Raw genomic sequence first — 16,472 nt, forward strand, 5'->3', positions numbered from 1 at the left:
AGCAGAAATTTTTTAAAAGGCTTAGGATGAATTTAGTCATAGTAGAAGATGATATTAATATGCGTAAATCCTTAGAAATTGCATTAGCAGAGTATGAAGAATTTAATATTAAATCTTACAAATCTGCCACTGAGGCTTTAAAAAAAATAGATGAGAATACAGATTTGATTATTACAGATATTAATATGCCAGGAATTGATGGCATAGAATTTGTTAAAGCCTGTAAAAATAAATATGATTTTATTATTATGACAGGAAATGCTACTTTAAGCCGTGCTATAGAAGCGGTTCGTTTGGGAGTAAAAGATTTTCTAACCAAGCCTTTTGATGTTGATACTTTAGTCGAGGCTATTAAGCGTGCTAAAATCATAAGAGAAAAAACAGCCGATAAAAAAAGCAAAAAAAATGAAAAAAAAGAAGAAAATAAAGATTTTTTTTCAACTTCTCCTAATTTAGAAAAAACATTAAATTTAAGTCAAAAAGCGGCTAAAACTGATGCTTCTGTAATGTTTTTTGGAGAGAGTGGAGTAGGAAAAGAGGTATTTTCTCGTTATATTCACACTCATTCTAAACGCTCTAATAAGCCTTTTGTTGCTATTAATATGGCAGCCATTCCTGCAAATTTGATTGAAAGTGAGCTTTTTGGTTTTGAAAAAGGTGCTTTTACTGATGCCAATGCAACTAAAATAGGGCTTTTTGAAATGGCTAATGAGGGCACTTTGTTTTTAGATGAAATTGGCGAAATGCCTTATGAAATTCAAGCCAAACTTTTAAGAGCTTTGCAAGAAAAAGAAATCACACGACTTGGAAGTACGAAAAGCATCAAAATAGATGTAAGAATTATCAGTGCAACTAATGCAAATTTAGATGAAAAAATAAAAAATGGCGAATTTCGTTCAGATTTATATTATCGTTTAAACACTGTTCCTATTAATATCCCGCCTTTAAGAGAGCGCAAAGAAGAAATTTTAGGTATAGCTCAAAAGGTTTTAGAAGATACTTGTAAAGAATATGATTTTAAGGAAAAACAGCTCAGCCAAGAAGCTAAAAATGCTTTACTTGAATATGATTTTCCTGGTAATATTAGAGAATTAATATCCGTTGTACAAAGAGCTTGTATTTTAAGTGAAAATGATGAAATTTCAAGTGAAGATTTGTTCTTAGAAGCTAGAAGCATAAAAAAAGATGTAAAGAATTTAGAGAAAGAATTGATTTGTGAAGTTCTTTTAAGTGTAGATTATGATAAGGATCAAGCTTCTCAAATTTTAGGTATGGATATAAAAATTTTAAATGAAAAAATTAAAAAATATCAAATAAAGGATAAGTAATGTCAAAAAAACAAAAAATAGCCATTGTGGGTGCTACTGGTGCGGTTGGGGAAGAGCTTTTAAATGTTTTAGATGAACTTGATTTCCCAGTGGAAAGTATTTTACCTTTAGCAAGTGCAAAAAGTGTAGGTAGTGAAGTAGAATTTAAAGGCAAAACTTATAAAGTCAAAGAACTTACTGAAAATGTATTTAAAGAAAATCCTATTGATATTGCTTTTTTTAGCGCAGGTGGAAGTGTGAGTGAAAAATATGCTAAATTTGCAGTAGAATCGGGTGCTGTTGTTATTGATAATACAAGTCATTTTAGAATGGAAAAAGATGTTCCTTTGGTGGTTCCTGAATGCAATCCTGAGGATATTAAAGATTGGAAAAAAACAGGGATTATTGCTAATCCAAATTGTTCTACTATACAAATGGTACAAGTTTTAAAACCTTTAAATGATGCATTTAATTTAAAGCGTGTTGATGTAAGTACCTATCAGGCTGCAAGTGGAGCAGGAAAAGAAGGAATGCAAGAATTGGTTGAAGCCATGCAAAGTTTTTTTGCTTTTAAACTTGATGAATTTGAACCTCAAACTTTTCCTTATACTTTAGCACTTAATCTTATTCCACAAATTGATGTTTTTATGGATAATGATTACACTAAAGAAGAACTTAAAATGGTCAATGAAACTCAAAAAATTTTACATAAAAATTTAGAAGTTTCAGCAACTTGTGTAAGAGTGCCTGTTTTAAGAAGTCATAGCGAAGCCATTACTATGCATTTTGAAAAAGAAATAGATGTAAAAAAAGCTAAAGAAATTTTAGAAAAAGCACCAAGTGTTGTTGTCATAGATGATCCTAAAAATAAAAAATACCCTATGCCTTTAATGACTAGCGATACTAATGAAACTTATGTAGGAAGAATTCGTGCTGATGTGTATGATAAAAAAATACTCCATCTTTGGTGTGTGGCAGATCAAATTCGTGTAGGTGCTGCAACAAACGCTGTGCGTATTGCGCAAAAATGGTTAGAATTAAAAAATAAATAAGGAAAAAAATGTTAGAGAAAATATTTGAATCTTTACTTGTTAGAAGTCGTATTGTTACAATTTTACCCGTAATTTTTGGTTTAATTGGAGCTTTTGTATTGTTTTTTATTGCAAGTTATGATGTTTTAAAAGTTATATTTTATACTTATAATTATTTTTTTGATGCAGGTTCTAATGTGGATTTGCATGAGGATGTGGTGGCTTTGATTATAGGAGCTGTTGATCTTTATCTTATGGCTTTAGTTTTGTTTATTTTTTCTTTTGGAGTTTATGAGCTTTTTATCAGTGAAATAGAAGAATTTAAACAAACAAAACAAAGCAAGGTTTTAGAGGTGCATAGCTTAGATCAATTAAAAGACAAGCTTGCAAAAGTTATCATTATGGTCTTAGTGGTAAATTTCTTTCAAAGGGTTTTACAGATGAAATTTGCTACTCCTGTGGATATGGCTTTTCTTGCTGGATCGATTTTAGCTCTTTGTGTAGGACTTTATTTTTTACATAAAGGTGGTCATTAACAAGGATTATCTTTTTTTGATATAATCGTTTTTTGTGTTTAAAGAATAAAAATGAAAAAAATGTTTTTAATTGGTATGATTTTAAATCATTTTGTTTTTGCAGCTCCGTTAGATGAAGTCTTTAAAGATATAGAAGTTTCAGGGACTGTTCGTTATCGCTATGATATTAAAAAAGAAAAAAAATACAACAAAAAAACACATAGATATCAAAATAAAACACAAACGGAAATTACAATAAAATAAGGAAAATCATGATTATACGATGGTTGTTTATTAGTTCAATATTTGTTGTTGCGCTTTTTGGTATTAACTTGAAATCATTTTTTACTTATACCTTTGATGCAAATAAGCAATATGATATGGAAAAAACGAAGGCTTTGTATTTTCAAAATAAATGCAATACTTGCCATGGAGATAATGCTGAAAAGAGTGTTATAGGATCTAGAATTTTAAAAGAGATGTCTCCTGAGGATATTAAAGGAGCTTTGATAGGTTATACTCTTGATAGTAGCAGTTCTACAACAGCTTCTCAAATGGCTTTTTATGCTAGAAATTTAAGCCACGAGGATATAGATAATATTATTGCTTATATTAAAGGTGGAAATTTTGCGCTTGATTTGCAAGTAAAAGACCTTCTTGAAGAAGAACCTGCGCAAAAAACAAAACATAATATATTTCTAAAATAAAATGTAAAAACTATAATTAAAAGGAATGCTATGAAAAAACTAACTTTAACTTTAAGTGTTTTAACTATGGTAAATTGCTTATATGCTAAGGATATTAATATAGGAGTAGTTTTACCTTTAACTGGAACTGTGGCAGCTTATGGGCAAGATGTTTTTAACGGAATTGAACTGGCTAATAAGCTACAACCAAAACTTTCAAATGGAGATGTTATTAAACTTATCACAATAGATACAAAAGGAGATAAGCTTGAAACTTCAAACGGAGTTAATCGTTTAATAGCAACAGATAAAGTCCTTGGGATTATTGGTGAAGCTACAACTCCAAATACTATTCAAGCTATTTCTATAGCAGAAGAGAAAAAAATTCCCCTAATAGCTCCAGTGGCATCTGGAGATAAATTGCTAGATAAAAAGAAATATGCAAGTAGAGTTTGTTTTAAAGACAGTTTTCAAGGAGATAAATTTGCTACTTATGTATCTAAGGATTTAGGGCTTAAAAATGCTGTTATCATCATAGATCAAAGCAATGTTTATTCTTTAGGTTTGGCAAGAGCTTTTGAAAATTCTTTTAAGAATAATGGTGGGAAAATTATAAAAAAACTTGTTATTAATTCAGGAGATAAAGATTTTAGAGCTGTGGTTTCTCAACTTAAGAGTTTAAATCCTGATTTTGTTTATATGCCTATTTATCATCCTGAAGCTGCTTTAATTGCGAGACAAGCAAGACAAATTGGTTTTGATAAACTTTTAGCAGCAGGAGATGGTGTTAATAATCAAACTTTTATAGATCTTGGCGGGAGTGCTGTTAATGGAGTAATTTTCACTGATAGTTTTGATTATAACAATCCATTTACACAATTAGGAAAAGATTTTGTTGTAGCTTATGAGAAAGTTAAAGGAACAAAAGAACTTCCAGCATTTTCGGCTATGGGTGCTGATGCGTATTTTGTGATGTTGAATGCTATGAATGCTTGCGTTGATAATCTTAGCAGTGAATGTATTAATAGCAAAATTCATCAAACTAAAGATTTTCAAGCTGTTGGTGGTGTGATTAGCATAGATGAAAGCGGTAATGCTATTCGTTCTGTTGTGATTAAAGAAATTCAAAATCAAAAACAAAATTATAAAACAATTATAAATCCATAATTACTAAAATAAAGGTAGAGAATGAAAAAAAGTTTAATTTTAGCAAGTATTCTAGGTTTAAGTTTAAGTGCTGCGGAAGTCAAAATAGGAGTTGTTTTACCACTTAGCGGAGCTACTGCAGCATATGGACAAAGTGCACTAGAAGGGATTAAACTTGCAAATTCAATGCAATCAACTTTAAGTAATGGAGATAAGGTTTCTCTTGCTATTATTGATACTAAGGGTGATAAATTAGAATCTTCGAGTGGAGCAAATCGTTTAATTTCTCAAGATAAAGTTATAGGTCTTATAGGGGAAATGGTTACTGCTAATACATTGCAAGTTATGCGCGTAGCAGAGGATAATAAAATTCCATTGATCGCTCCTGCTGCAACTGGCGATAGATTGCTTGATAAAAAAATATATTCTTCTCGAGTATGTTTTATGGATAGTTTTCAAGGTTCATCTTTAGCAAAATATGTTTTTTCAAAACTTAATTACAAAAGTGCTGTTATTGTGGTAGATCAAAGCACTGACTATTCTTTAGGTTTAGCAAAAGCTTTTGAAAAACAGTACAAGTCTAATGGTGGTCAAATTCTTAGAATTTTAAGAGTTAATTCAGGTGATAAAGATTTTAGAGCTATTGTAGCTCAAGTTAAAAGTTTAAATCCAGAATTTATTTTTTTACCGCTTTATTATAGTGAAGCTTCTTTATTTGCAAGACAATCAAAACTCGCAGGTTTAAATATTCCTATGGGTTCTGCAGATGGAGTTGCTGATCAAACTTTTATTAGTTTAGCTGGAGATGCAAGCGAGGGTTATATTTTCACAGATAGTTTTGATGCTAATAATCCAACTACAAAATTAAGCAAAGAATTTATTAGTGTTTATGAAAAAGCTAAAGGAACAAAAGAAGTTCCAAATTTTTCGGCTATGGGTGCTGATGCGTATTTTGTAATGCTAAATGCTATGAATGCTTGCGTTGATAATCTTACTAGTAAGTGCGTCAATGAAAAAATTCACCAAACTAAAAATTATCAAGGTGTTTCTGGTGTTATTAGCATTGATCAAACAGGAAATGCAACTCGTTCTGTAGTGGTTAAAGAAATTAAAAATCGAAAGCAAAATTATAAAGATATTATCAATCCTTAAAGGAAAAATAGAAAGATTATGGATTCTACTTTATTTTTACAACAACTTGTTAATGGGCTTAGTTTGGGTAGTATGTATGCTCTTATTGCTGTTGGCTATACTATGGTTTATGGCGTGTTAAGACTTATTAATTTTGCTCACGGCGATATTATGATGGTTGGTGCTTATGCAGCTCTTTTTTGCATGACTAATCTAAATGTTCCTTTTCTAGGAGCTTTGTCTTTAGCAATGATTTTTGCTGCCTGTGTTGGAATAGCTACAGATAGAATTGCTTATAAACCTTTAAGACAGGCTCCTAGAATTTCATTGTTGATTACAGCAATTGGTATTAGTTTTTTCTTGCAAAATCTTTTTAATATGCTTTTTACTTCAACACCTAGAACTTTTACACCGCCAAGTTATTTTGAGGAAAGTGTTAATTTTGGTGGAGTGATAACAACTTATGGTTCTTTAATGGTTCCTGCTCTTACATTTGTTATTTTAATAGCAGTGTTATGGATTTTGTATAAAAGCAAATATGGTATAGCTATTCGTGCTTTGGCATTTGATATACAAACAGTAAATTTAATGGGTATAGATGCAAATCGTATTATTGCTATAGTTTTTGCCCTAGGTTCAGCTTTGGCAGCAGTTGGGGGTGTTTTTTGGGCTGCAAATTATTATTCTGTTGAACCTACTATGGGAACTTTAATAGGTTTGAAAGCTTTTGCTGCTGCAGTTTTAGGAGGTATAGGTTCTGTAGTAGGTGCAGTTTTGGGTGGACTTATTATAGGATTTACTGAAGTTGTTGTTGTGGCTTTTTTTCCAGATTTATCAGGCTTTAAAGATGCATTTGCTTTTATTTTTTTGGTGTTTATATTGTTATTTAGGCCTACGGGAATTTTAGGTATAAATTTTGAAAAGAGTAGGTTTTGATGATGGTTAAAATTAAGGTTTCACATTTAATCTTTTTAATTGCTTCAATTATTTTTATTTTCACTTCTCCTTATATTTTTGGGGACTATGGATTAAACATTGTTAATCAAATTGCTATTTTTATTATTTTGGCTGTGAGTTACAACCTTATTAATGGTGTAACTGGACAATTTTCACTAGAACCCAATGGATTTGTTGCGATTGGAGCTTATGCGGCTGCTTTAGTTCTTTTAAGTGCTGATGCAAAAAATGATCAGTTTTTTTTAGATGGTCCTAGTTCTTTTATTTTAGCTATCCAATCAAATTCCTTTATTCTAGCTTTAATCGTAGCTGGAATTTGTTCATCTTTGCTTGCCCTGATTTTAGCTTTTGCTGTATTTCGCGTGAGAGGGGATTATTTAGCTATTGTAACTTTAGGCTTTGGAATAATTATTAAAATAGCTGCTATTAATTTTCCTTCTATTACTAATGGCTCAAGAGGACTGGTAGATATTCCACAATTTTCCACGATCTATTGGACAGGCGGTATTGCTATTGTAGCGGTTATTTTAATTTTAAATATAGTTTATTCTAAATATGGTCGTGCAATGAAGGCTATAAGAGATGATGAAGATGCTGCAAGTGCCATGGGAATAAATACTTTTTGGATAAAAACTTTAGCTTTTGGCACTTCAGCATTTTTAGAAGGTATAGGTGGTGGACTTTTAGCTTGTCTGTTGACTACCGTATCTCCAACTCAATTTGATTTTTTACTTACTTTCCAGCTTTTGATTATTATTGTTTTGGGTGGACTTGGTTCTACTACAGGTGCTATCATAGGTGCGATATTGGTTATTGGTGGAAGCGAGTGGCTTAGATTTTTAGATGAGTTAAATATAAAAATAGATTCTTTAAATCTTGATATCCAATCAACACCAGGACTTAGAATGGTTGTTTTTTCTATTGTTCTGATTTTAGTAATGCTTTTTGCAAGAAAAGGCATAATGGGTTATTATGAGTTGAGTGATGTGATTAGAGGGATTAAAAAGCGTTTTAAAAGGAGTAAAAAATGATTTTGGAATTAAAACAAATTTCAAAAAGTTTTGGTAGTGTTAAGGCTATTAATGAAACTTCTTTTAAAATCAATGAGGGTGAAATTTTTGCTTTAATTGGACCTAACGGGGCTGGTAAAACAACTCTTTTTAATATTATAACAGGTAACTATAAACCTAGTTCAGGTTCGGTTGAATTTCTAGGAGAAAGAATTGATCACTTAAAACCTCATAAGATTGTGCATTTAGGAATAGCTAGAACATTTCAAAATATTAGACTTTTTTCAAGTATGAATGTGCTTGAAAATGTTCTTATTGGTTTTAATAAACAAATGAAATATAATATTTTTGAAGCCTTTTTGCATTTAGGACGTTTTGGAAAAATAGAACAAGTATTTAAAGAGAAGGCTTATGCAATATTAGAAGAACTTGGTATTGCAGAATTTGTTCATGAAAAGGCTACTAGCTTAAGTTATGGACAACAAAGAAAAGTTGAGATTGCAAGAGCAATGGCTACTCAGCCAAGATTATTATTGCTTGATGAGCCAGCCGCTGGGATGAATAGCTCTGAGAGCGATGAACTTGCTGAGCTCATTTTTAAATTACGAAAAGATTATAAAATTAGCGTTTTACTTATAGAGCATGATATGAAATTTGTAAATAAATTGTGTGATCGCGTATTGGTGCTTGATTATGGAAAAACAATTTTTGAAGGTAAACTTTGCGATGCTGTAAATCATAAAGAAGTAATTGCTGCGTATTTAGGGGATTTTGATGCTAATAGTTAAAGATTTGCATGTTTATTATGGATTAATTGAAGCTGTTAAAGGGATTGATTTTAAAGTGGAAACAGGTCATATTGTTTCTCTTATAGGTTCAAATGGAGCAGGTAAAACTTCAACTTTAAATGCGCTTTTAAACTCAGTTAAAAGAACTGGTGAGGTTAATTTCTTAGGTTATGATACTAAAAGACATTTAACTCATACTTTAGTTCAAAAAGGTATAGCTTTAGTTCCTGAAGGAAGGCGTGTTTTTATCAATTTAAGCGTAGAGGAAAATTTAAAAATAGGTGCTTTTAATAATGCTGAAAATTATGAGCATTTAAGAGAGCAAATGTATAAACTTTTTCCAAGACTTGCAAGCAAAAAGCATGCTTTAGCTGGAACATTGAGTGGAGGGGAAGCGCAAATGCTTGCGATTTCAAGGGCTTTAATGAGCGAACCAAAACTTTTGATGTTGGATGAGCCTTCTTTGGGACTTGCTCCAAAGATTGTGGGCGAAGTTTTTGATATTATTGTGCGTTTAAAAGAAGAGGGTATAACTATTCTTTTGGTAGAGCAAAATGCTTATTCTGCATTAAAAATAAGTGATTATGCTTATGTTTTGGAAAATGGTCGCATTGTAATGGAAAACGAGGCTAAAAATTTAATAGGTGATGATGAGATTAGAAAGAAATATTTAGGGCTTTAAAATTTAAAGGAAAAAGAATGAAAAATATAATAAAAAGCATAGGGGATTTAAGAGTTTCGGTTGTATTGTTTTTGCTTTTCGCGCTTTTTTGTGCTTTGGCAACTTTTATTGAAAGTGCTTATGGAACTCCTACGGCTTGGGCAATGGTTTATGATACTTTTTGGTTTGAATATATACAACTTTTACTTGGTATTAATTTACTATGCGGGATGTTTCGTTATAAAATGTTTGGGCTTAAAAAATTGCCTTTAATGATTTTTCATATTTCTTTTTTATTTATTTTAGTGGGTTCTGCAATGACAAGATATGCTGGTTTTGAAGGTATTTTACCTATTAGAGAGCATACTCAAAATTCACTTATAGAAAGTTCTAAGACTTCTTTGCGTATTTCTGCTATAAAAGATGGAGAACGCTATAGTGCGGTTAATGATCGTTATATAGGAAATTTGCCTTTTGCTAATTCTTTTAAACTAAAACTTAATTTAGGTGATGATCAAGCTGTATTAAAATATAAAGATTTAATTTTAAATGCTCATTATACTTATAAAGAAAATAATAATTCTGATCCTTTATTGGTTTTGATGCTTTCTCAAAAAGGATCTCAAGGTGTTGATGTTAAATTTGAAAAAGGTGAAGTTAAGAATATAGAAGGGGTTAACTTTGCTTTTATGAATGATAATGTTAAAGCACCTTTTGTAAAAATTGATGAAAATTTAACTTTAAGTTCAAGTGAAAACTTACATTTTTTAAGTATGTTAGATGGACAAAATTTAGACCTTAAAATTGGAGAAAAGGCAAATGCTAAGGAAAGAAGGCTTTATGAAATTAATGATATTAGTTTTGTAGTTAAAGCTGCTTCTTTGCATGCGCAAGAAGCTTTAGAAGGCTCCAATAGACCTCAAGATGAAAGTTTTTGGTTATGGTTTAAATCTGCTTGGTTAGAAGTGGGTAGAACTATGTTGATTTCTACTTTTGGCGAGCCTCAAAATTGGAAAAATTCTTTATTATTACATTTTAAAGATTTTGCTTTAAGCAATGAGAATAAAAACTTAGAATTAACTGGCTCTAATGCTTTAAAATTAGAATTAAGCTATAAAAATGAAAGTAAAGAATTTTATATTTTTGAATATAATAAACCTATTATGATAGAACTTGCAGGTCAAAAATTCTTTATTTCTTGGGCGCTTTCTTATGAACAATTGCCTTTTGATATTTATTTAAGAGATTTTGTATTAGATCGTTATCCAGGTTCTATGTCTCCAGCTTCTTATGCAAGTGAAATTACTGTAAAAAATAATAATGAAAATTTTGATTATAGAATTTTTATGAATAATGTTTTAGATTATGATGGCTATAGATTTTATCAAAGTTCTTATGATCAAGATGAAAAAGGGACTGTTTTATCTGTAAATAAAGATCCAGGCAAAATACCAACTTATATAGGTTATTTTTTGCTTTGTCTTGGAATGTTTATGAATTTTTTAAATCCTCATTCTAGATTTAGAACTTTGGCAAGATTAATCAATAAAGACACTTTAAAACATACAAGTGTGATTATTTTTATTTTATTGCTATCTTTTGGTTCTGAAAAGACTTTTGCTCAAGATTTAAATTCAACCTTACCTGTGGTAAATACTAATCATGCTAAAGCTCTTGCTACTTTAATAGTTCAAAAATCAGCAGATGGAAGAATGGTGCCTTTTGATACGCTATCAAGAGAAATTTTAGAAAAAATTCATCAAAGCGATAGCTATAAGGGTCAAAATTCTAACGCTGTTATGCTTTCCATGCTTGTTGATGTAAATAAATGGCAAATGGAACCTTTTATTTTAATGCCACAAAATCAAGCAGTTCGTGATGCTATTGCAAATATTTTAGAAATTCCTAGCGCTAAATATATTTCTTATAAAGATTTCTTTGATGAGAATAATCGCTATAAACTTCAAAAATATGTTGAAAATGCAAATCGTAAAAACCCAAATGCAAGAGGAGTTTTTGATAAGGAAATTATAAAACTAGATGAAAGAGCTAATGTTGTAAATTTAGTTTTTAGTGGTGAATTATTTAAATTTATTCCTGTTCAAAATAATCCAAATAATGTTTGGCTTGCACCTTTTTCTGCTGTAACTACTCTTAAGGGGGATGAAGGGCATATTGTTTTGGCTTTAATACAGAATTATTTTAGTGCCGTGGAAAATGCTTTTAAAGATGGCAATTGGACTAGAGCTGATGAAGGCTTGAAATTTATCAAGGAATATCAAGAAAAAATAGGATATAAAGTCATGCCTAGTAAAACCAAGGTTGAAATGGAAATTTTTTCTAATAAGGCTGAAATTTTCGTTAAACTCGCTCCTGTATATTTAATTGCGGGTTTTTTACTTTTGATTCTTGTTTTTTCTAAAATGGTCATACCGAATTTAAAAATCTCTTTTATATTTAAAGTGGTATATGTTTTAAATGTTTTAGCTTTTGTAATTCATACATTAGGTCTTGGACTTCGTGCTTATTTATCAGGTCATGCTCCATGGAGTAATGGCTATGAAAGTATGGTGTATATAGCTTGGGCATTGTCTTTGTCGGGTATATTTTTCTCTAGAAAAAGTCCTATAGCCTTGTCATTAACTTCTATTTTATCCGGTGTTGTATTAATGGTTGCACATTTAAGCGAAATGAATCCGCAAATTACAAATCTTGTTCCAGTGCTCAATTCTTATTGGCTTAGTATTCATGTATCTGTTATTACTGCTAGTTATGGATTTTTAGGACTTTGTGCCTTACTTGGTATCTTTACACTGTTCTTAATGTGTTTTCTTAAGAAAGATGGAAAATATAATCTTAATATTTTGAGAAATATTACAGAGGCTACAAGAATTAATGAAATGGCAATGATTTTTGGACTTTGTTTGCTTACTGTAGGAAATTTTTTAGGTGCAATTTGGGCAAATGAAAGTTGGGGGAGATATTGGAGTTGGGATTCTAAGGAAACTTGGGCTTTAGTTAGTATTTTGGTTTATGCAGCAATTTTGCATCTTAGAATGATTCCAAAATATTGTAATCAATTTGTGTTTGCTTTATGGAGTATGTTTGCTTATTGGGTTATTATTATGACTTATTTTGGAGTAAATTACTTTTTAACAGGACTTCATTCTTACGCTGCAGGCGAAGCGGCTCAAATTCCTAATTATGTTTATTGGGGATTTGCATTGATGGTGGTTTTAGCTCTTTTTGCAAGAAGGAAGCGAAATTTTGTAGGCAAACTGTAAATGAGCCATATTTTTTTGGTTATTTTTTGTGCTGCTTTAGCGCTTTTATTGTTTTTAGGCGTGATTGCTTATCTTATTACAAGTGATGGCAAAAAAACAATTAAAAAGCAAAAAACTAGTCAAAAGCAGCATGTAGCTGAAAAGACTAAAAAATTTGATACAGACTTAGATAAAATGATAATTGCTGCTTCCGATGTTAAGCTAACGGATATTGAATTAAAAGAACTTGCCAAACTTTATGTGCAGACACATAAACTTGGTTCAAAAACTTCTAAAGAATTAGATGAAGCAACAAAAAAGAAACTAGAATTTGTTTCTGCTTTGGCTGCAAATATTAATGCAAGTGCACAAACAGTCAGTTACTTAAATAAAGAACTTAAGAAAATTTCTGGATCTTACAAAAAAGAAATTGATGCTTACGAGCATATGGGATTAGCTAAAAGAAAAATTAAAGAAGATAAATAATATGGTGCGCTCAAGAGGATTCGAACCTCTGGCCTTTTGAACCGCAATCAAATGCTCTATCCAGCTGAGCTATGAGCGCAAAAATAAGTTAAAATTATATATAAATATTCTTAAAATAAGCAAAATTTTGCTTATTTTGTTTGTTTTTTAGCTTTTTTACCTTCATCTAAATCAAATTCTTTAGTCTTTTTTGAATGATAAAATATAAAACCTACAATCAAAATACAGCAAATCAAAGAAAAAATATAAAGTGTACCATAAGGGCTATCTTTGAAAAAAAGATTATTAGTATTCATTCCAAAAAATCCTACGATCAAATTTAAAGGCAAGAAAATAGAAGAAAGTATACTTAAAAGATAAATACTTTTATTCATTTTTTCATTTTTAATTGCACTTGTTAACGTATAAAGAGTATCAACTCTTGTTAGATGTTCTTTGGTGTTTTTACTTAAGATGCCGATGGATAAATTTAAAATTTTTAAATGTTTTTTGTATTGTGCTTGTTCACTAAGCAAAAGATTGAAAGCTTCGCTTAGAAGATTAATTTGCTTTAGATTTTTGTTGATTTTTTGTCTTAACACAAAGGATTTTTTGTAAAAATTTTTAACAAAACCACCTTTTAAGATAATACCTTCTTTGTGTTCTAAAAGGTTTTGAAAATGAGTATTTTGTACTTTAAAATCTTCTAAAATGGATTTAATAAAATTTGAAAATTCTTCTATGCTAGAAAGCTTAAATTCTTCATCTTGAAGTTTATAAATTTTTTCATCATTAAAAAGCCAAGTTTCCAAATTTAATCCCACGTAAACAAAAATTTTTTGTCCATAAATTTCACTATAGAAAGTTTCTAAATTCTTTGCTTGCAGGATTTTTTTTAGATTTTCATGTAGTTCTAGCATTTTATTTGCCTCTTAAGTGATAAAAATTTCTTTTAAATTGCGTAAAAGAATTATTCAAAATTGCTTCACGCATCTTTCTTGCAAGTTCAAGATAATAATGTAGATTGTGCAAACTTGCCAAGCGAAAAAAAGTAAGTTCTTTAGCTTTAAAAAGATGGTTCAAATAACCCCTTGAAAAATTACGACAAGTATAACATGAGCAAATAGGATCTATAGCTTCATGATCGTTGATAAATTCTGCTTTTTTAATATTAAATTTTCCAAAACTTGTGAAAAATGTTCCATTTCTTGCATTTCTAGTTGGCATCACGCAGTCAAACATATCTACTCCTCGCTCAACATTTTCTACTAAATCTTCAGGCGTTCCTACACCCATTAAATATCTTGGACGATTTTCATCTAGATAAGGGTTTAAGTTTTGTACTGTTTCATACATCAAGGCGTTTTCTTCGCCCACGCTAAGCCCACCTATAGCTAAACCATCAAATGGCATTTCGTTTAAACTTAAAGCACAACGCTTTCTTTCTTCATAATCTGTACCACCTTGGATAATACCAAAAATATTTTGCCCTATGCCTATACCTTTATTTTGCATATTTTTATGATAAGCAATGGCTTCTTTTGCCCAAAGTATAGTGCGATCAACAGAAATTTTAATCCTTTCTTTGGTTGCGGGTAAGGCTACTAAATCATCTAAAATCATCATAATATCAGAGTTAAAATCATATTGAGTATCTAAAACACTTTTTGGAGTAAAAAGATGACGACTCCCATCAATGTGACTTTTAAATTCTATACCTTCGTTAAAATGTTTGGAATTTTTACTTAAAGAAAAAGCCTGAAAACCACCACTATCGGTTAAAAAACTTCTATCAAATTTCGTAAAACCATGCAAACCTCCAAAATCTTTTACCACTTTAGAAGTTGGACGCAAGTACATGTGATAGGTATTTGCTAAAATAATTTTTGCATCAAGCTCATTTTTCATATCATTAGCATCAAGACTTTTAACCGCTCCCACTGTGCCAACAGGCATAAAAACAGGGGTTAAAAAAGTGCTGTGCGCGGTAGTGATTTCACAAACCCTTGCCATTCCATCTTTATGCTTTAATTTAAATTCCATTTGTTATAATTTCCTTTTTGGAGTTTAAAATGAATAATATTTTAATTATAATAGACGGTATTTTAGCAAAGCATTTCTTAGAAAGGCTTTGTTTTGAAAAAGGCTTAGGTTACTTTTTTACAGTAGTGTGTCAAAATAGTGAAAAAAATAACTTAAATATTTCTAGTGAGTATATTGACTTGCATTATTTTGATCCTACAAGCACAGCGCGTCTTGAAAATATTATGAGTAAAGATTTTAAACAGGCTTTTATTTATATGCAAGATGAATTTGAAACTAAAAAAAGTTATGAGGCTTTGCGTTCTTTAAATCCAAATTTAGAAATAGAAATAATGGATTTTTGGGGGTTAAGTGTTAATGATACTCATGCAAATTTAGCTGATGCTAGAATGACTTTAAGCCGTAGATTTATGGATTTTTTACCAGATATTGCTTTAACAGCTCAGTATATAGGACTTGGGGTTGGAGAGATTATGGAAGTAAAAATTCCAGCAGGGTCTATTTTTGCTTATAGGCACATAAGTTCAATACAACAAAAAAGGTGGCGCATAGTCCTTATTTATAGAAATTCTAAGATTTATTTTGTAAAACCATCTTTTGTTTTAGAGCCAAATGATAGCATTTTGATCGTTGGAGATCCTGTTGTTTTACAAAGTATTTTTCATAATATAAGAGGCAAAGCAGGGCAATTTCCTATGCCTTTTGGAAGTAATGTTTTTGCTTTAATTGATATGAAAAATATGAATCAAAATATGCAAGAAAGAGTGCTTGATACTACTTTAAAATTAATTCAAAAAAGCAATGCAAAAAGATTTTTTATACATGTTATCAATCCTAAATTAGGGGTAATGTATGAAAAATTAAAAAAACTTTCTGAGGATAAAGAAGGTGTGTTTTTTGATTATTTCAACACGGATTTTAAACAAATTTCCACATGGTTGCAAAATAATGATATAGGATTAGTTGTAACCGATATAAAAAATTTTGAGAAAGAAAAACAAGCTTTTTTTGATTTAAAAATTCCTATTATGAAGGTGGGTGAAGCTTCTTTTGATGAGCTTAAAGAAGCGATTATTTTAAGTGCCGATGAGAGTGAACTTGAAAATAATGCAAATGTCATTACTGATTTAAGTAAACAGCTTGATTTTGGAGTTATTTTATATTATTATAATCCAAATTCTCAAAATACTACAGATATGGAGGAGTATTTTAGAAGTTTATCTAAGCTTTATGATAAAAATATACAAATTATTAATAAAAATGATGAAAACCCTCTTTTAAATTTGCAATATCGCGAAGATTTGTTACAATTTGTGAGTTTTCAAAAAGAATTACTAAATAGAGATTTTGGCAGAAATTTAAGTACAAATTTAAATAGGCATTATTATAAAATGAGACAAAATTACCAACTTTTCATACCAGTAGAATAAATAATTAATTAAATGTGATAGAATAAACGCAAAAAGAGT

The 16,472-nt window shown here is 30.3% G+C and carries 16 protein-coding genes and 1 tRNA gene; 14 read left to right on the forward strand and 3 right to left on the reverse strand.

Annotated features, from left to right (window positions below; translation table 11 throughout):
* The first annotated feature begins 26 nt into the window (after positions 1 to 26).
* From flgR to ELQ12_RS01515, 13 genes are read left to right on the forward strand one after another with little or no spacing between them, the layout of a single operon-like run.
* On the forward strand, positions 27 to 1,328 hold the full coding sequence (gene flgR / locus ELQ12_RS01455) for a fla regulon two-component system response regulator (protein ID WP_134264521.1): 1,302 nt from the start codon (positions 27 to 29) through the stop codon (positions 1,326 to 1,328).
* On the forward strand, positions 1,328 to 2,359 hold the full coding sequence (locus tag ELQ12_RS01460) for an aspartate-semialdehyde dehydrogenase (protein WP_002870587.1): 1,032 nt from the start codon (positions 1,328 to 1,330) through the stop codon (positions 2,357 to 2,359). Before flgR ends, ELQ12_RS01460 begins: the two co-directional genes overlap by 1 nt.
* An 8-nt stretch (positions 2,360 to 2,367) precedes the next feature.
* Positions 2,368 to 2,874 (forward strand): YqhA family protein, encoded by a 507-nt coding sequence (locus tag ELQ12_RS01465; RefSeq protein ID WP_002852919.1) that lies wholly within the window; start codon positions 2,368 to 2,370, stop codon positions 2,872 to 2,874.
* A gap of 51 nt (positions 2,875 to 2,925) precedes the next feature.
* Positions 2,926 to 3,117: a mini-MOMP protein gene (locus ELQ12_RS01470; protein WP_002861753.1), complete on the forward strand. Its 192-nt coding sequence runs from the start codon at positions 2,926 to 2,928 to the stop codon at positions 3,115 to 3,117.
* Positions 3,118 to 3,125: 8 nt separating this feature from the next.
* Positions 3,126 to 3,560 (forward strand): c-type cytochrome, encoded by a 435-nt coding sequence (locus ELQ12_RS01475; protein ID WP_134264522.1) that lies wholly within the window; start codon positions 3,126 to 3,128, stop codon positions 3,558 to 3,560.
* Between the two features lie 30 nt (positions 3,561 to 3,590).
* Complete coding sequence (locus tag ELQ12_RS01480) at positions 3,591 to 4,706, forward strand: ABC transporter substrate-binding protein (RefSeq protein WP_070242938.1); 1,116 nt, start codon at positions 3,591 to 3,593, stop codon at positions 4,704 to 4,706.
* 21 nt (positions 4,707 to 4,727) lie between these two features.
* On the forward strand, positions 4,728 to 5,837 hold the full coding sequence (locus ELQ12_RS01485) for an ABC transporter substrate-binding protein (protein ID WP_070242939.1): 1,110 nt from the start codon (positions 4,728 to 4,730) through the stop codon (positions 5,835 to 5,837).
* 18 nt (positions 5,838 to 5,855) lie between these two features.
* Positions 5,856 to 6,752 carry a branched-chain amino acid ABC transporter permease gene (locus ELQ12_RS01490; RefSeq protein ID WP_002852952.1) on the forward strand — a complete coding sequence of 299 codons (897 nt, stop codon included), beginning with the start codon at positions 5,856 to 5,858 and terminating at the stop codon, positions 6,750 to 6,752.
* On the forward strand, positions 6,752 to 7,804 hold the full coding sequence (locus ELQ12_RS01495; protein ID WP_070242940.1) for a branched-chain amino acid ABC transporter permease: 1,053 nt from the start codon (positions 6,752 to 6,754) through the stop codon (positions 7,802 to 7,804). Before ELQ12_RS01490 ends, ELQ12_RS01495 begins: the two co-directional genes overlap by 1 nt.
* Positions 7,801 to 8,571: an ABC transporter ATP-binding protein gene (locus ELQ12_RS01500; RefSeq protein WP_044793971.1), complete on the forward strand. Its 771-nt coding sequence runs from the start codon at positions 7,801 to 7,803 to the stop codon at positions 8,569 to 8,571. The genes ELQ12_RS01495 and ELQ12_RS01500 overlap by 4 nt, the downstream gene beginning before the upstream one ends.
* Positions 8,558 to 9,253, forward strand: a complete 696-nt coding sequence (locus ELQ12_RS01505; protein ID WP_002852965.1) for an ABC transporter ATP-binding protein — start codon at positions 8,558 to 8,560, stop codon at positions 9,251 to 9,253. The genes ELQ12_RS01500 and ELQ12_RS01505 overlap by 14 nt, the downstream gene beginning before the upstream one ends.
* A gap of 17 nt (positions 9,254 to 9,270) precedes the next feature.
* Positions 9,271 to 12,516, forward strand: coding sequence for a cytochrome c biogenesis protein CcsA (gene ccsA, locus ELQ12_RS01510; RefSeq protein ID WP_070242941.1), 3,246 nt, complete (start codon positions 9,271 to 9,273; stop codon positions 12,514 to 12,516).
* A 15-nt stretch (positions 12,517 to 12,531) separates the two neighbouring features.
* Positions 12,532 to 12,981, forward strand: a complete 450-nt coding sequence (locus ELQ12_RS01515; RefSeq protein ID WP_074486965.1) for a hypothetical protein — start codon at positions 12,532 to 12,534, stop codon at positions 12,979 to 12,981.
* 2 nt (positions 12,982 to 12,983) lie between these two features.
* On the opposite strand, the gene ELQ12_RS01520 is transcribed toward ELQ12_RS01515, so the two are convergent.
* From ELQ12_RS01520 to tgt, 3 genes are all read right to left on the reverse strand, one after another.
* Positions 12,984 to 13,060 (reverse strand) — tRNA-Arg (locus tag ELQ12_RS01520).
* A gap of 52 nt (positions 13,061 to 13,112) precedes the next feature.
* Complete coding sequence (locus ELQ12_RS01525; protein WP_070242943.1) at positions 13,113 to 13,880, reverse strand: magnesium transporter CorA family protein; 768 nt, start codon at positions 13,878 to 13,880, stop codon at positions 13,113 to 13,115.
* A gap of 1 nt (position 13,881) precedes the next feature.
* Complete coding sequence (gene tgt / locus ELQ12_RS01530; protein ID WP_014516779.1) at positions 13,882 to 15,003, reverse strand: tRNA guanosine(34) transglycosylase Tgt; 1,122 nt, start codon at positions 15,001 to 15,003, stop codon at positions 13,882 to 13,884.
* 29 nt (positions 15,004 to 15,032) lie between these two features.
* On the opposite strand from tgt, the gene ELQ12_RS01535 reads away from it, so the two are divergent.
* On the forward strand, positions 15,033 to 16,433 hold the full coding sequence (locus ELQ12_RS01535; RefSeq protein WP_052857657.1) for a COG3400 family protein: 1,401 nt from the start codon (positions 15,033 to 15,035) through the stop codon (positions 16,431 to 16,433).
* Positions 16,434 to 16,472 lie beyond the last annotated feature (39 nt).

Origin of the sequence: Campylobacter sp. US25a (genome assembly GCF_004379075.1) — a bacterium.
GTDB classification, from domain to species: domain Bacteria; phylum Campylobacterota; class Campylobacteria; order Campylobacterales; family Campylobacteraceae; genus Campylobacter_D; species Campylobacter_D jejuni.

What these genes read in the sequence shown, in the direction of transcription:
- ccsA (WP_070242941.1), top strand. Translation starts at nt 9,271, where the DNA reads ATGAAAAATATAATAAAAAGCATAGGGGATTTAAGAGTTTCGGTTGTA.
- ELQ12_RS01495 (WP_070242940.1), top strand. Translation starts at nt 6,752, where the DNA reads ATGATGGTTAAAATTAAGGTTTCACATTTAATCTTTTTAATTGCTTCA.
- ELQ12_RS01470 (WP_002861753.1), top strand. Translation starts at nt 2,926, where the DNA reads ATGAAAAAAATGTTTTTAATTGGTATGATTTTAAATCATTTTGTTTTT.
- ELQ12_RS01465 (WP_002852919.1), top strand. Translation starts at nt 2,368, where the DNA reads ATGTTAGAGAAAATATTTGAATCTTTACTTGTTAGAAGTCGTATTGTT.
- ELQ12_RS01480 (WP_070242938.1), top strand. Translation starts at nt 3,591, where the DNA reads ATGAAAAAACTAACTTTAACTTTAAGTGTTTTAACTATGGTAAATTGC.
- tgt (WP_014516779.1), bottom strand. Translation starts at nt 15,003, where the DNA reads ATGGAATTTAAATTAAAGCATAAAGATGGAATGGCAAGGGTTTGTGAA.
- ELQ12_RS01475 (WP_134264522.1), top strand. Translation starts at nt 3,126, where the DNA reads ATGATTATACGATGGTTGTTTATTAGTTCAATATTTGTTGTTGCGCTT.
- ELQ12_RS01500 (WP_044793971.1), top strand. Translation starts at nt 7,801, where the DNA reads ATGATTTTGGAATTAAAACAAATTTCAAAAAGTTTTGGTAGTGTTAAG.
- ELQ12_RS01485 (WP_070242939.1), top strand. Translation starts at nt 4,728, where the DNA reads ATGAAAAAAAGTTTAATTTTAGCAAGTATTCTAGGTTTAAGTTTAAGT.
- ELQ12_RS01535 (WP_052857657.1), top strand. Translation starts at nt 15,033, where the DNA reads ATGAATAATATTTTAATTATAATAGACGGTATTTTAGCAAAGCATTTC.
- flgR (WP_134264521.1), top strand. Translation starts at nt 27, where the DNA reads ATGAATTTAGTCATAGTAGAAGATGATATTAATATGCGTAAATCCTTA.
- ELQ12_RS01505 (WP_002852965.1), top strand. Translation starts at nt 8,558, where the DNA reads ATGCTAATAGTTAAAGATTTGCATGTTTATTATGGATTAATTGAAGCT.
- ELQ12_RS01460 (WP_002870587.1), top strand. Translation starts at nt 1,328, where the DNA reads ATGTCAAAAAAACAAAAAATAGCCATTGTGGGTGCTACTGGTGCGGTT.
- ELQ12_RS01490 (WP_002852952.1), top strand. Translation starts at nt 5,856, where the DNA reads ATGGATTCTACTTTATTTTTACAACAACTTGTTAATGGGCTTAGTTTG.
- ELQ12_RS01525 (WP_070242943.1), bottom strand. Translation starts at nt 13,880, where the DNA reads ATGCTAGAACTACATGAAAATCTAAAAAAAATCCTGCAAGCAAAGAAT.